Annotated in this window: 14 protein-coding genes; 5 read left to right on the top strand and 9 right to left on the bottom strand. The window is 73.3% G+C overall.

From position 1 onward, the window contains the following. Positions 1–6: 6 nt before the first annotated feature. From ACZ46W_RS23845 to ACZ46W_RS23835, 3 genes are all read left to right on the top strand, one after another. A complete protein-coding gene (locus ACZ46W_RS23845) occupies positions 7–1,584 on the top strand; it encodes an amidohydrolase (RefSeq protein WP_468340859.1) in 1,578 nt (525 codons plus the stop codon). Then, positions 1,581–1,820: a hypothetical protein gene (locus ACZ46W_RS23840; RefSeq protein ID WP_468340856.1), complete on the top strand. Its 240-nt coding sequence runs from the start codon at positions 1,581–1,583 to the stop codon at positions 1,818–1,820. The genes ACZ46W_RS23845 and ACZ46W_RS23840 overlap by 4 nt, the downstream gene beginning before the upstream one ends. Positions 1,821–1,953: 133 nt before the next feature. Next, the gene (locus tag ACZ46W_RS23835; RefSeq protein ID WP_468340853.1) at positions 1,954–2,478 is read left to right on the top strand and encodes a GNAT family N-acetyltransferase; all 525 of its coding nucleotides are present in this window, start codon (positions 1,954–1,956) and stop codon (positions 2,476–2,478) included. A gap of 78 nt (positions 2,479–2,556) precedes the next feature. Here the strand turns inward: ACZ46W_RS23835 and ACZ46W_RS23830 are convergent, their stop codons facing one another. The 7 genes from ACZ46W_RS23830 to ACZ46W_RS23800 form a co-directional block, all read right to left on the bottom strand. Continuing rightward, the gene (locus tag ACZ46W_RS23830; RefSeq protein ID WP_468340850.1) at positions 2,557–3,735 is read right to left on the bottom strand and encodes an acetylornithine transaminase; all 1,179 of its coding nucleotides are present in this window, start codon (positions 3,733–3,735) and stop codon (positions 2,557–2,559) included. Next, positions 3,732–4,589 carry an acetylglutamate kinase gene (argB, locus tag ACZ46W_RS23825; RefSeq protein ID WP_468340848.1) on the bottom strand — a complete coding sequence of 286 codons (858 nt, stop codon included), beginning with the start codon at positions 4,587–4,589 and terminating at the stop codon, positions 3,732–3,734. Before argB ends, ACZ46W_RS23830 begins: the two co-directional genes overlap by 4 nt. Then, positions 4,586–5,740 (bottom strand): bifunctional glutamate N-acetyltransferase/amino-acid acetyltransferase ArgJ, encoded by a 1,155-nt coding sequence (gene argJ, locus ACZ46W_RS23820; RefSeq protein WP_468340845.1) that lies wholly within the window; start codon positions 5,738–5,740, stop codon positions 4,586–4,588. The genes argB and argJ overlap by 4 nt, the downstream gene beginning before the upstream one ends. 115 nt (positions 5,741–5,855) lie before the next feature. Next, on the bottom strand, positions 5,856–6,887 hold the full coding sequence (argC, locus tag ACZ46W_RS23815; RefSeq protein ID WP_468340842.1) for an N-acetyl-gamma-glutamyl-phosphate reductase: 1,032 nt from the start codon (positions 6,885–6,887) through the stop codon (positions 5,856–5,858). 53 nt (positions 6,888–6,940) lie between these two features. After that, positions 6,941–7,597, bottom strand: a complete 657-nt coding sequence (locus ACZ46W_RS23810; RefSeq protein WP_468340839.1) for an isochorismatase family protein — start codon at positions 7,595–7,597, stop codon at positions 6,941–6,943. 56 nt (positions 7,598–7,653) lie between these two features. Beyond that, complete coding sequence (locus ACZ46W_RS23805; protein WP_468340837.1) at positions 7,654–8,373, bottom strand: siderophore-interacting protein; 720 nt, start codon at positions 8,371–8,373, stop codon at positions 7,654–7,656. Between the two features lie 101 nt (positions 8,374–8,474). Then, positions 8,475–9,437 (bottom strand): GlxA family transcriptional regulator, encoded by a 963-nt coding sequence (locus ACZ46W_RS23800; protein WP_468340834.1) that lies wholly within the window; start codon positions 9,435–9,437, stop codon positions 8,475–8,477. 103 nt (positions 9,438–9,540) lie between these two features. On the opposite strand from ACZ46W_RS23800, the gene ACZ46W_RS23795 reads away from it, so the two are divergent. Further along, positions 9,541–10,611 (top strand): saccharopine dehydrogenase family protein, encoded by a 1,071-nt coding sequence (locus tag ACZ46W_RS23795; protein WP_468340831.1) that lies wholly within the window; start codon positions 9,541–9,543, stop codon positions 10,609–10,611. Here ACZ46W_RS23795 and ACZ46W_RS23790 read toward each other — a convergent pair. Next, positions 10,576–11,445: a class I SAM-dependent methyltransferase gene (locus ACZ46W_RS23790; protein ID WP_468340828.1), complete on the bottom strand. Its 870-nt coding sequence runs from the start codon at positions 11,443–11,445 to the stop codon at positions 10,576–10,578. The genes ACZ46W_RS23795 and ACZ46W_RS23790 overlap by 36 nt on opposite strands. Positions 11,446–11,486: 41 nt before the next feature. Here ACZ46W_RS23790 and ACZ46W_RS23785 point away from each other — a divergent pair, with 41 nt between their 5' ends. Further along, complete coding sequence (locus tag ACZ46W_RS23785; protein WP_468340825.1) at positions 11,487–12,206, top strand: winged helix-turn-helix transcriptional regulator; 720 nt, start codon at positions 11,487–11,489, stop codon at positions 12,204–12,206. Positions 12,207–12,270: 64 nt separating this feature from the next. Here the strand turns inward: ACZ46W_RS23785 and ACZ46W_RS23780 are convergent, their stop codons facing one another. After that, the gene (locus ACZ46W_RS23780) at positions 12,271–13,152 is read right to left on the bottom strand and encodes an NAD(P)-dependent oxidoreductase (protein ID WP_468340822.1); all 882 of its coding nucleotides are present in this window, start codon (positions 13,150–13,152) and stop codon (positions 12,271–12,273) included. Positions 13,153–13,182: the final 30 nt, after the last annotated feature.

Raw genomic sequence — 13,182 nt, 5'->3', positions numbered from 1 at the left:
CCGCCCATGCTCTGCACACGGCTGACGAACGCCAACATCGTCACCATGGACCCCGGCCACCCCGTCGCCCACGACCTGGGCATCTGGCGCGGCCGGATCGTGGGCCTGGACGACGCGGTGACCTCCCTGCCCGCGCGCGAGGTGATCGACCTCCAGGGCGCCACCGTGCTCCCCGGGTTCATCGACAGCCATGTGCACCTGGCCTGGACCGGCCTGAAGGCGAGCACACCCAGCGTCGCCCCCTGCACACGGGTGGAGGACGTGCTGGCCGTCATCGAGGAGGCCGTCGCCCGCAAGAGCTCGCCCGGCGCCTGGGTGGACGTCGCCGGGTACGACCAGCGGGGCCTGGGGCGCCACCTGACCGCCGCCGAACTGGACAAGGTCAGCCACGGGCACAAGGTGTTCCTGATGCACGACTCCGGACACGGCTGCGTGGTCAACAGCGCCGTCCTGGACCTGCTGCCCGCCGAGGTCCCCCACGACAACGGCTTCCTCGCCGAGAGCTCCATGACCGCCGCCCGGCGGCTGCGGCTGCCGTACTCCCAGGCCGAACTCGCGGACGCCATCGAGCGGGCCGGCCGGGAATGCCTCAGGGAAGGCGTCACCGCCTGCGCCGAAGCGGGCATCGGGGGCGGCCTGCTGGGCCACAGCCCCGTCGAACTCGGCGCCTACCAACTCCTCCGCGACCAGGGCCGGTTGCCCCTCCGTGTGCAGCTCATGGCCGCCGGTGACACGCTGGGCCCCGTCGCCGCGCACGACTCCGACGGCATACCGCGCGCGCTCGACCTCGGCCTGCGTACCGGGTTCGGCGACGACTGGCTCTCCATGGGCGCGCTCAAGATCTACACCGACGGCGGCATGATGGCCCGTACCGCCGCGCTCACCCGCCCCTACCACGGCATGGAGCACACCGGGCAGTTCCAGGACGACCCGGAGCGCATCGCGGACACCATCGTGGCCGGCCACCTCGCCGGCTGGCAGCTCGCCGTCCACGCCATCGGCGACCGCGCCGCCGACCTCGCCCTGGACGCCCTGGAGCGGGCGCAGCGCGTCCGGCCGCGCCCCGGGGCCCGGCACCGTGTCGAGCACGCCGGCCTGATCCGGCCCGACCAGCTCCCCCGCTTCGCACGGCTCGGTGTGGCGGCGGTGGTCCAGCCCAACTTCCTGCGCTACTTCGGCGACGACTACGCCGCGATCATGGGCGAGGACCGGGCCCCCTGGCTGTACCGGGGGAGGGGCTTCCTGGACCACGGCGTCACCCTGGTGGGCAGCTCCGACCGTCCCGTCACGGACGGCTCCCCGCTGCGGGCCGTCCAGTTCATGGTGGAGCGGGCCTCCGAGTCGGGCCGGGTGATCGGCCCGGACGAGGGCGTCACCGTCGACGAGGCGCTGCGCGCGTACACCGTCGCCGGCGCCTTCGCCTGCCACTGGGACGACAGCGCGGGCACGCTCGCCCCGGGCAGGCGCGCCGACCTGGTGGTGCTGGGCGACGACCCGCGCCGGGTCGGCACGTCACGCATCGGTGACATCGAAGTGGTGTCGACGTTCGTCGACGGCCGGGAGACCGAGGAGTCGGCACGATGAGCCTGATCAGTGTGGAGAGCGACGCCATCGAGGACCACGCCGACCTGTGGCGGGCGCCGTCGCTCCCGTACCGCTGGGTCATCTGGAACACCGCCGAGGGCCCCACTGTCTTCGACCGGGACATCAACTGCCCCGTGTACGTGGACGACGAGGCCACCCTGCACGAGATCGTGCGCCGCATGCGCGCGGCGGGAGTGCCCGAGAGCGACGACTACCCGGGCGGGCCCTGCGCGTAGGCCCACGGTGGGCGCCGGCGCGCGTTTGGCAAGTCCATTAGGTAAGGCTAACCTTAGTGGCGTCTGATGTCCCAGGTGCCGCGAGGGCCGGCACCCTTCCCGCGACGCGGTGGGACCGAAGGAAGGGACCCCCTTGATCACGGCCACCCCGCGCCTCGGCACCCTGCCGGCCCGCACCGCCCCGCACGCCCCGCTCTCCGTACGATCGGCGCACGCCGGGGACGCCGCCGCTCTGGAGGCCCTGTCACGGCCGTTCGTCCGCTCCGGCGCCCTGCGGGAGCGGCCCCGCTCCCTCTACGCCGCCGACGCGTCCGACTTCCTTGTCGTGGACGGCCCCGACGGCACCCTCGACGGCTGCCTGGGCCTGCGCGTCCACCGCGCCGACGCGGCCGGCGGCCGGGGGCCCACGGGCGTCCTGTACAACTTCTGCGTCGCACCGCACCGGCAGGGCCGGGGCGTGGGCCAACTGCTCATGCGCGCGGCGCTGGCCAGGGCGACCGCCCAGTCGCTGTACGCGCTGTTCACCGCGACGACCGGTAGTGGCGACCTCTTCCTGCGGCACGGCTTCGCACCCGCCGACGCGCGTCTCGCACCCGCCGCCTGGGCGAACTCCCTCGACCCGCGCCGCAATTCGTGGGTACTCGCCCGCGTGCTGTGAACCGGCACGGCCACCGTCACGGCAAGGGGCCGGCCCGGAAACGACTTCCGGGCCGGCCCCTTGCCGTGGACGTACCCCTCAGGTGACGAGAATGCCCGGCAACGCCTCCAGCAGGGCGTCCACCTCCGCCTCGCCGACCGTCAGCGCCGGCGCCAGGCGTACGGTCGTGGGGCCCGCGGCGTTGACGAGGAAGCCCGCGTCCTGCGCCGCCTTCTGGACGCCCGGGGCGACCGGTTCGGCGAGGACCACACCGAGCAACAGGCCGGCGCCCCGCACCTCCCGCACCATCGGATGCCGCAGCTCCTCGATGCCGCGCCGCAACCGCTCACCCACCCGCGTCACATGGGCGAGCAGCCCCTCCGCCTCGATGGTGTCCAGTACGGCGATACCGGCGGCGCAGGCGACCGGGTTGCCGCCGAAGGTGGAGCCGTGCTGCCCGGGCGTCAGCAGGTCGGCCGCCGCGCCGAACGCCACCGTGGCGCCGATCGGCAGGCCCCCTCCCAGCCCCTTGGCGAGGGTCACCACATCGGGGTCGACGCCCTCCACCGCCTGGTGGGCGAACCAGCGCCCCGTGCGGCCGATGCCGGTCTGCACCTCGTCCAGCACCAGCAGCGTGCCGGTGGACCGGGTGATCTCGCGGGCCGCCCGCAAGTACCCCTCGGGCGCCGGGATCACACCGGCCTCGCCCTGCACGGGCTCGATGAAGACGGCCGCGGTCTCCTCCGTGACCGCCGCCCGCAGCGCCGCCGCGTCACCGAAGGGCACATGGGTGACCTCGCCGGGCAGCGGCAGGAACGGCTCACGCTTCGCGGGCTGCCCGGTCAGGGCGAGCGCCCCCATCGTCCGGCCGTGGAAGCCGCCCTGGGCCGCCACCAGACGGGGCCGTCCCGTCCGGCGGGCGATCTTGAACGCGGCCTCGATCGCCTCCGCCCCCGAGTTCGCGAAGAACACGCGCCCTCGCCTGCCCAGCAGCCGCACCAGCCGCTCCGCCAGGGCGACGGGAGGCTCGGCGACGTACAGGTTGGAGACATGACCGAGCCGGGCGACCTGTGCGCTCACCGCCGACACCACGGCCGGGTGGGCGTGCCCCAGTGTGTTCACGGCGATCCCGCCGGTGAAGTCGAGGTACGCGCGCCCGGTCTCGTCCCACACGGTGCTGCCCTCGCCCTTGACGAGAGCCAGCGGGGGAGTGCCGTAGTTGTCCGTCATCACGGCACGCCAGCGGTCGGTGAGCCCCTCGCCGCGGTCGGCGGTCATGCGTGGTCCTCCTCGGGGTCCGGCACCACGGCGGTGCCGGAGTGCTTGTCGGCGAAGACGCCCCGTACGACGGAGTGCGGCACCCGGCCGTCCAGGACGTGCGCCATGCGCACACCCGCCTGGACCGCCCGCAGGCACCCCTCCATCTTGGGGAGCATCCCGCTCGCCAGTTCCGGCAGCAGCTTCTCCAGCTCACCGGCGGTCAGGTGCTCGATCACCTCGGGGCTGTGCGGCCAGTTCGCGTACAGCCCCTCGACGTCGGTCAGCATCACCAGCTTCTCCGCGTCGAGGGCCACCGCCAGCGCGGACGCCGCCAGATCGGCGTTGATGTTGTAGACCTGCCCGTCGGCGCCCCGCGCCACGGGGGACACCACCGGGATGCGCCCCTGCTCCAGCAGGGCCCGCACGGTGTCCGGGTTCACCTCGACGATGTCGCCGACCAGCCCGATGTCCACCGGTTCGCCGTCCACCCAGGCCATCCGCCGCACGGCCGTCATGGTGTGCGCGTCCTCGCCCGTCATCCCCACCGCGAACGGCCCGTGACGGTTGATGAGCCCCACCAGCTCCCGCTGCACCTGACCCGTCAGCACCATCCGGACCACGTCCATGACCTCCGGAGTGGTCACCCGCAGTCCCGCCTCGAAGCGGACCTCCAGGTCCAGCCGGTCGAGCAACGCGCTGATCTGCGGTCCGCCGCCGTGCACCACGACCGGGTGCAGCCCGGCCCGCCACAGCTCCACCACATCCCGCGCGAACGCCCGCTTCAGGTCCTCGTCGACCATGGCGTTGCCGCCGAACTTGACCACGACCGTGCGGCCCCGGAACTCCGCCAGCCGCGACATCTCCGCGCTCATGAGCTGTACGCGCTGTTCTCGTGGACGTACTCGGCGGTCAGGTCATTGGTCCAGATCACCGCCGACGCGTCACCGGAGCGCAGGTCGATCGTGATCCTGATCCGGCGTCCCGACAGGTCCACCTTGTCGCGCGACGCGCCCGCCGCGCCGTCCCGGCACACCCAGACGTCGTTGATGGCCACGTCCAGGCGGTCGGGGTCGAACACGGCGTCCGTCGTACCGATCGCCGACAGCACCCTGCCCCAGTTCGGGTCCTCCCCGTGCAGCGCGCACTTGAGCAGGTTGTTCCTGGCCACGGAGCGGCCCACCGTCACGGCGTCCCCATCCGACGCCGCACCGACGACCTCCACCTCGATCTCCTTCGAGGCGCCCTCCGCGTCCGCGGTCAACTGCCGCGCCAGGTCACGGCACACCGTGTGCACCGCCTCGGCGAAGTCGGCCGCGTCCGGGGCCACCCCCGAAGCCCCCGACGCGAGCAGCAGCACGGTGTCGTTCGTGGACATGCAGCCGTCCGAGTCCACCCGGTCGAAGGTCGTACGGACCGCCTCCCGCAGCGTGGCGTCGAGGGCGGGCGCGCTCACGTCCGCGTCCGTCGTCAGCACCACCAGCATGGTGGCCAGTCCGGGCGCGAGCATGCCCGCGCCCTTCGCCATGCCGCCCACCGTCCAGCCGCCGGGGCCGGAGGCCACCGCCGTCTTGTGCACCGAGTCCGTCGTCTTGATCGCGACGGCCGCGTCCTCGCCCCCCTCGGGCGACAACCGGGCCGCGGCCGCGCCGATGCCCGCCGTGACCTTGTCCATCGGCAGCAGCACACCGATGAGCCCGGTGGAGCACACCGCGGTCTCGTACGGGTCCACTCCCAGCTCCCGCGCCGTACGCTCGGCCATCAGCCGGGCATCGACGGCGCCCGCCTGGCCCGTGCAGGCGTTGGCGCCGCCCGAGTTGAGGACGACGGCGGAGATCCGCCCGTCGGCCAGCGCACGCCGGGACCAGCGGACCGGTGCCGCCTGGACCCGGTTGGAGGTGAACACCCCGGCCGCCGCGCGCGACGGGCCACGGTTCACCACCAGGGCGAGGTCGGGGTCACCGGACTCCTTGATCCCGGCGGCCACACCGCTCGCGAGGAATCCCTGTGCAGCGGTCACGCTCACCGTGCTTCTCCGTTCGCTTCCTTGCCCGCGCGGCTCGGAGACGCGGGCATCGTCATCATGTGCGGACCGGCGGCCGCGCGTGTTCCCCCAGCTACCGCTGGGAGGTTCCCCCAGCTCACGGAGCCACTCCATTCGTGGGCAGGCCCAGCCCTTCCGGCAAGCCCAGGGCGACGTTCATGCTCTGCACCGCGCCACCCGCGGTGCCCTTCGTCAGGTTGTCGATCGCGCTCACGGCGATCAGGCGGCCGGCGTGCTCGTCCACCGTCACCTGCACCTGCGCGGTGTTCGAGCCGAGTACGGCGGCGGTCGACGGCCACTGGCCGGGCGGCAGCAGCCGGACGAACGGCTCGTCGGCGTAAGCCGCTTCGTACGCCGCCCGCACCTCGTGCGGACCGGTGGCTCCCGGACGCACACGCGCCGAGCAGGTGGCGAGGATGCCACGGGCCATCGGCGCCAGGGTGGGCGTGAAGGACACCGTCACCCGCTCACCCGCCACCATCGACAGGTTCTGCGCCACCTCCGGCGTGTGCCGGTGGCCGCCGCCGACTCCGTACGGGCTCATCGCGCCCATCACCTCGGAGCCGAGCAGGTGCGGCTTGGCCGCACGTCCCGCCCCCGAGGCGCCGCTCGCCGCGACGATCACCGCCTCCGGCTCCACCAGCCCGGCGGCGAAGGCCGGGTACAGCGCCAGGGTCACCGCGGTCGGGTAGCAGCCGGGTACGGCCACCCGGGTCGCGCCCTTGAGCTCCGCACGCGCGCCGGGCAGTTCGGGAAGCCCGTAGGGCCAGGTCCCGGCGTGGGCCGAGCCGTAGAAGCGCTCCCAGTCCGCCGCGTCGCGCAGCCGGAAGTCCGCGCCGCAGTCCACGATCAGGGTCTGCGGCGCCAACCACTCGGCGAGCGCCGCCGACTGCCCGTGCGGCAGGGCCAGGAACACCACGTCGTGCCCGCGCAAAGCCGCCGCCGAGGTCTCCACGAGGACCCGGTCCGCGAGGGCGGTCAGGTGCGGCTGCACCTGACCGAGCGTGCGGCCCGCGCTGCTGTGCGCGGCGAGTGCACCGATCTCCACCTCGGGGTGCGCCACCAGCAGGCGGAGGATCTCCCCGCCGGCATAGCCGCTCGCTCCGGCCACCGCGGCCCGTACCGTCATGTTCGTCGTCTCTCTTCGTGCTTGCCTGCTCGGCCTGATGTGTCGATGTGCCGTCACGCCTGGTGTGTCGACCTGCCGATCAGCAGGTCGCGAAGCAGCCCGTCGGTGGTGCACACCACGCCGCTGCGCGCGGCCCACCGCAGTGCCATGGTGTGTTCCTCGGCGGAGAGGTCGGCCACCGCGTCGGCGACGACGAAAGGCTGTATGTCGTGCATGAAGGCGTCCGCGGCGGTCAGCAGGACGCCGAGGTGCGCGTACACGCCACAGACGATGAGCTGGTCCCGGTTCTCGGACCTCAGCAGTCTGCCGAGGTGGCTGCGGAGAAAGGCGTTCTGCCGCACATTGGCCAGCAGATGTTCACCGGGCCGTGGGGTGAGGGGCTCGACGATCGCGGCTGCGTCCGGCTCGTCGCCTATCCCGGGACCCCAGACGTCGGCCAGCAGCCCGCGCCGGCCGGGCTCCTGCCCGGCGGGTTCGGCGCTGAAGACCACCGGCATGCCGAGGGTGCGCGCGAGTTCACGGAGGGCGGCGATGTTGTCGACGAGCTCCACCACCGGCGAGCGGCCCGCCGGGAAGGCCCGGACGAAGTGGTTCTGCATGTCGTGGACCAACAGCGCGGCCCGTGCCGGGTCGATGGTCCAGGGGACGGAGGAGGGAGGGATCGAGGAGCGGTCGGGCATGGGATAGGCCCCGATGACCGGCAAGCCCATGGGTGGTCTCCTCCCCAGACGGACGTTGAAGTTAGCTTAGCCTAACCTAATTCTGATCAGGCTGCGCGCCAGTAGCCCAGGGCGTGCAACCGCTCTTTGGGAACGCCGAGTTGCTTGCGCGCGTACGAGGCGAGGGCCCGGGTGGTGGCGGTGTCGCAGGCGATCCAGAGGTAGGAGCCGTCGTCCAGGAGGCCGGGGAGGGCGGAGCGGACCGTCTCGATCAGCCGGGTGCCGTTGCCTTGGCGCGGGACGAAGCGCACCTCGTGGTGTGCGGCGTCGCACCGCAGCGGCAGGTCAGTGTCCGAGGGGTGCGGCAGCTCGAACCAGACCGTGGCGGGCGTCAGCGGCATGGAGTCCAGCAGCGAGTTGATGGCGGGCAGCGACGCCGGGTCGCCCACCACCAGCAGACGTGACGGCAGCGGCTCGGGCACGGAGAAGCCCGTCCCCTGGACGGTCGCCTCGATCGTGTCGCCCGGCCGCGCGGTGCGCGCCCAGTCGCTCGCGCGGCCTGCGTGCAGCGCGAACTCCAGGCTGAACGTTCCGTCGGCGGGGTCCGGGTCCACCACCGTGTACGCGCGCTGGTGCGGCTTGCCCGCGTTGTCGAACCAGAGCCGCACCCACATGGTGGGGTGCGTCCCGGTCGCGGCGAGCATGCCGCCGTCGGCGAGGCGCAGCCTGCGGTACCGGTCGGCGACCTCCTCGGTGGACCGCACGGTGAACGTGAAGTCCTTGCCCCGCATCAACCTGAGGACCACGCCCTCCCAGCCGTGCCCCACGGCGGTCTCCCTCCCCGAACGACTCTACGGTTAGGTCAGCCTAACCTAAGCTCGGGCGATGTGGTGGGCGGGGCGCCGGTCTGCGGACGCGGTGGGGTGCGTCAGCCGGCGGCGTCGTCCGGGCGGGCGCTGCGGAATGTGCGCCGGTAGGTGTCCGGAGGGACGCCCACCGTGCGGTTGAAGTGGCGGCGCAGGGTCGTGGCGGTGCCCATGCCGGTGGCGGCGGCGATCGCGTCGATGGTGTCGTCGGTGGTTTCCAGCAGCTCCTGGGCCCGCTGGATGCGCTGGGTCAGCAGCCAGCGCAGGGGCGTGGTGCCGGTGACGGCGGTGAAGTGACGGGCCAGGTTGCGGGAGCTCATGTTCGCCCGGCGGGCCAACTGCTCCACGGTGAGCGGCTGGTCCAGGCGCCGCATGGCCCAGGACAGCAGGTCGGCGAGGGAATGGTCGCGGGGCTCGGGCAGCGGGGTGGCGACGAACTGGGCCTGGCCGCCGGCCCGGTGCGGCGGCACGACCAGGCGGCGCGCCACCTGGTTGGCGACGGCCGAGCCGTGGTCCAGGCGGACCAGGTGCAGGCACAGGTCCATGGCGGCGGCCTTTCCGGCCGAAGTGAGGACGCGGCCGTTGTCGACGTAGAGGACGTCCGCGTCGACCTGTACCCGGGGATACCTGGCGGCCAGTCGCGCGGCGTGCATCCAGTGCGTGGTGGCGCGCTGCCCGTCCAGCAGCCCGGCCGCGGCCAGCAGGAACGCGCCCGTGCACAGGGACGCCACCCGGGCGCCCGCCTCGTAGGCGGCGCGCACGGCGTCGACCAGCTCGGCGGGCGGGTCCCCGTCGGGATCGGCGCACGCGGGGACGATCACCGTGTCGGCGCTCACCAGGTGGTCGAGTCCGTGGTCCGGTTCGAGACGGAACCGGTCCCCGACCGGCACGGCGGCCGGGCCGCAGACGGTGAACTCGTACCAGGGATCGACGAGGTCGGAGCGGTCGACACCGAACACGTCGCACGCGGTGGCGAGTTCGAAGTGCGGTACGCCGGCCGTGACGGCCAGTGCGACGGTCCTCATGTCCGAAAGTGTACGGGCGGTGTCATTGCCGCCACTCACGGCCGGTGCCCGGTGCGAGAACGATGGCCCCGGCGGATCATTCACGTACGACAAGGGGATGGCGATGGGCTCGACTCGTTCGGTGGCGGTCTTCGGTGCCTATGGGCACACCGGGCGCTTCGTGGTGGCGGCGTTGCTGGAGCGGGGCCTGACCCCGGTACTCGCCGGGCGTGACAGCGGCCGACTCCGCTCGCTCGCGGCGTCGTTCCCCGGCCCGGAGGTGCGGATGGCGTCGGTGGACGACCCGGTGTCGCTCGATCGCGCGCTGTCCGGCGCCGCAGCCGTGATCAACTGCGCCGGTCCCTTCGCCGCGACGACCGCGCCGGTCGTGGAGGCGGCGCTGCGGGCACGGATCCCCTACGTCGATGTCGCGGCGGAGGTCGAAGCGGTGGCCGACACATTCGCCCACTTCGACGAGCGGGCCCGCGAAGCCGGGCTCCTCGTCGTCCCGTCCGTGGCGTTCTACGGCGGTTTGGGCGACCTGCTGGCCACCGCCGCGATGGGCGCCTGGACGCACGCCGACGAGGTGTTCCTCGCCTATGCGCTGAACAGTTGGCACCCCACGGCCGGCACCCGGAAGTCCAGCCAGGTCTCCCGCGCCCGGCGCGGCAGCCGGCGCCTCGTCTTCGCGGACGGCCGCCTGGAGCTCCGTACCGACCAGGCGCCCACCGGCCGGTGGTCCTTCCCCGCACCGGTCGGCGAGCGAGCCGTACTGGGGGAGTTCACCACCGCGGACAGTGTGACCATCCCGCGCCACCTGAAGACCTCGGCCATCCACTCCTGCATGACGGTCGAGGCCGTCAGGGACGTACTGGCTCCGGACGCCACGCCGCCCGTGCCGGTCGACGAGCGGGGGCGCTCCGCCCAGACCTTCCTCGTCGACGTCGTCGTCCGCTCCGGCGCCGAGCAGCGCCGTGCCGTGGCGCGCGGCCAGGACATCTACGCGATCAGCGCCCCCCTCGCCGTCGAAGCGGTCACCCGGATCCTGGACGGACAGGTCAAGGACACGGGGGTCGCCACAGCGGGCGAGATCTTCGACGCGCCGGACTTCCTCCGCTCGCTCTCCCCGCACCTGTCGTTCGAACTGGGCCCGGCGGAATCACACCGAGCGGGTGACCACGGCCAGCAGGTATGACGACTCGACCCGCACACCCGACCCCGGAGTCCTGTTCCACTCGGCGAAGAGCGCTGCCAGGTCGTGGTGCAGGGCCTGCCACGCGCCGGATGCCTCCAGCCGGCCCCGTTCGGTCTGGAGGTGACCGGCCGTGCGGACCCAGAACTCGGCCGCCTCGATGGGCGAGGCGAATTCGAGCCGTACGTGATCGGTGGACGTGGCGATCCCGGTCACCCCGCCGGCCCCCGGCGCGGTGAACCACTCGCGCACCTTGTCCGCGTCGCCCCAGTGGGTGGGAGGCTCGGCGCCCGGGGGAGGCGGGGGCAGGTACCGGCCCATGGCACGACTGGCCGCCGCCATGAAACCGTCCGGCGTCCAGGCGGCCGACACGATCCGCCCGCCCGGTGCGCAGTGTTCCACCAGGGAGGCCGCGGCACGGCGTGGGTCCGGCGCGTACATGGCGCCGAAGACGGACACCACCCGGTCGTGAACGCCGCTGAGCCGGTCGGCGGACGCCTCCTGCCAGGCGACCGGGAGCCCTTCCTCACGGGCCCGCCGGGCCGCGACGGCGAGGAGTTCGGGCGTGGGGTCCGCGCCGGTGGCGACCGCGCCGAGGCGCGCCGCCGCCAGCGCGGCGTTGCCGGTGCCGCAGCCGACGTCCAGCAGGGTCGTCCCCGGTGCGACCCCGGCGGCGGCGATGACGCGGTCGGCCACGGGAACCAGGCGCCGCGCCATGGCGGGATAGTCGCCGGCCGCCCAGGTGGAGGCCGTGCGGGGCGCGGAGCTCATGGAGCTCGCGGAGGGTACGGAGGGTGCGGAGGGCAGGGAGGTCTCGGGCAGGGAGGTCTCGGACACGGTGGCGCTCTCTCTCGTCGGCTGGCCGACACCAAGGTCCTATGCTCAAAAGGCTTTCGGCGGTACAAGAACTGGACTGGGGGTCAGCCGTGCGGCGGGGGATCGAGTACTGCCCGGTGACGGCCGGGGTCGAAGCCGTCGGTGACCGGTGGACGCTGCTCGTCCTGCGCGAACTGCTGCTCGGCTCATGCCGGTTCAACGACATCCACCGCGGCCTGCCGGGCATCAGCCGCACCCTGCTCTCCGCGCGGCTGCGCCGCATGGAGTCGCGCGGGCTCCTCACCCGCACGCTCGACGACGACGACCGTCCCGCGTACCGGCTCACCGAGGCCGGGGCACACCTCGAACCGCTCGTGTGGCAGCTCGGCGACTGGGCGCGACGCTGGTGCTTCGGCGATCCGGAGCCCGAACAGCTCGACATCGGCAGGCTGGTGTGGCGGCTGCGCCAGTACGTGCGCCCGGAAAGCCTGCCCGGGCGGCGGGTGGTGGTGGAGTTCGCCCCACATGGCGAGCCGGGGGAGCGCGCCTGGTTGGTGCTCGCGCGCGGGGATGTCAGCGCCTGCCGTCACCACCCGGGGTACGACGTCGACCTGTGGGTCACCGGTGATCCGGCCGAGATGCACCGGGTGGTCGCCGCGACCACCACCCTCCGGGCCGCCACCCGCGCCGGCCGCATCCGGCTCGACGGGGACCCCGGCATGGTGGCCGCGTTCCCCGACTGGTTCGCGTGGCGGACGCCCTCCGGCTCGGACGTGCCGTGACAGCGCCGGCCACCGCCGTACGAGGAGGCCGCGACCCGCGGGCTCCCGGGCGGTGAACGGCCGGTCAGCGCACCAGCAGGTCGATCACGCCCGTCAGGTCCTCCTCGCCGCTGCCCTCGGCCAAGCGGCGGCGCATCAGCGCGAAGTACGGGCTGAGCAGTTCCGGGCTGACGCCCTGCTGTTCGGCGGTGCTCAGGAAGGTCGGCGTGCCGGCCACCTGCATGGCGAGGTTGGATACGACGCCCTTGGTGTAGTCGCCGCTGCGCAGTTGCTCGGCGGTCTGGTGCACCGCGGGGGCCATCGCGACGAGCCAGTCGGCGAGCAGCGGGGCCAGCGACGCGGGGTCGATGTCCTCCTTGCGGATCAGGGCGAAGGCGTGCGCCGCCCCGGCGAACATCCCGTACATGGCGCTCAGCAGGGCCACGTCGTGCAGGGCCGCGAAGCCCGCGTCCTCGCCGACATAGGTGGTACCGGCCGGGACGCCCAGCGTCTCCCGGTGCCGCTCGAACAGCTCCCGGGAGCCGCTGTAGAAGACGTAGCCGCCGGCCTCCGGGACCCCGATCATCGGGGGGACGGCCATGATCCCGCCGTCCAGGTAGCGGGCGCCGCGCTCCTGGGCCCAGGTGGCGCGGGCGCGGGCCTGGGCGGGGGTGCCGGTGGTCAGGTTGACCACGTCCTTGCCGGCGAGGTCGGTACCGGCCAGCGCCTCGCCGACCGAGGCGTCGTCCAGGAGGCAGACGACGACCAGCGTGCTCGCCGCGACGGCCTCGGCGGCGCTGTCCGCCACCCTCGCGCCCTCGGCGGTAAGCGCCGCCGCGCGGGCCGGGGTGCGGTTCCAGACGGTGAGCGGGTGGCCCGCGGCGAGCCAGGTACGGGCCAGCGCGGTGCCCATCGCGCCGAGGCCCAGCAGCGTGACGGCAGTCTTCTCAACAGTGGTGTGTGCCATGCCGATTAGGCTGGTCGCAGGCCCGGAGGT

This window comes from Streptomyces sp. NPDC031064 (assembly GCF_055570965.1).
Note: the sequence above shows the minus strand (reverse complement) of the source record. Positions and strands in the feature narration are given on the sequence as shown.

Coding starts and splice junctions, on each gene's coding strand:
- ACZ46W_RS23800 (WP_468340834.1), bottom strand. CDS start 9,437: ATGAGGACCGTCGCACTGGCCGTCACGGCCGGCGTACCGCACTTCGAA.
- ACZ46W_RS23810 (WP_468340839.1), bottom strand. CDS start 7,597: ATGGGCTTGCCGGTCATCGGGGCCTATCCCATGCCCGACCGCTCCTCG.
- ACZ46W_RS23785 (WP_468340825.1), top strand. CDS start 11,487: ATGCTCAAAAGGCTTTCGGCGGTACAAGAACTGGACTGGGGGTCAGCC.
- argC (WP_468340842.1), bottom strand. CDS start 6,887: ATGACGGTACGGGCCGCGGTGGCCGGAGCGAGCGGCTATGCCGGCGGG.
- argB (WP_468340848.1), bottom strand. CDS start 4,589: ATGAGCGCGGAGATGTCGCGGCTGGCGGAGTTCCGGGGCCGCACGGTC.
- ACZ46W_RS23845 (WP_468340859.1), top strand. CDS start 7: ATGCTCTGCACACGGCTGACGAACGCCAACATCGTCACCATGGACCCC.
- ACZ46W_RS23780 (WP_468340822.1), bottom strand. CDS start 13,152: ATGGCACACACCACTGTTGAGAAGACTGCCGTCACGCTGCTGGGCCTC.
- ACZ46W_RS23795 (WP_468340831.1), top strand. CDS start 9,541: ATGGGCTCGACTCGTTCGGTGGCGGTCTTCGGTGCCTATGGGCACACC.
- ACZ46W_RS23830 (WP_468340850.1), bottom strand. CDS start 3,735: ATGACCGCCGACCGCGGCGAGGGGCTCACCGACCGCTGGCGTGCCGTG.
- ACZ46W_RS23840 (WP_468340856.1), top strand. CDS start 1,581: ATGAGCCTGATCAGTGTGGAGAGCGACGCCATCGAGGACCACGCCGAC.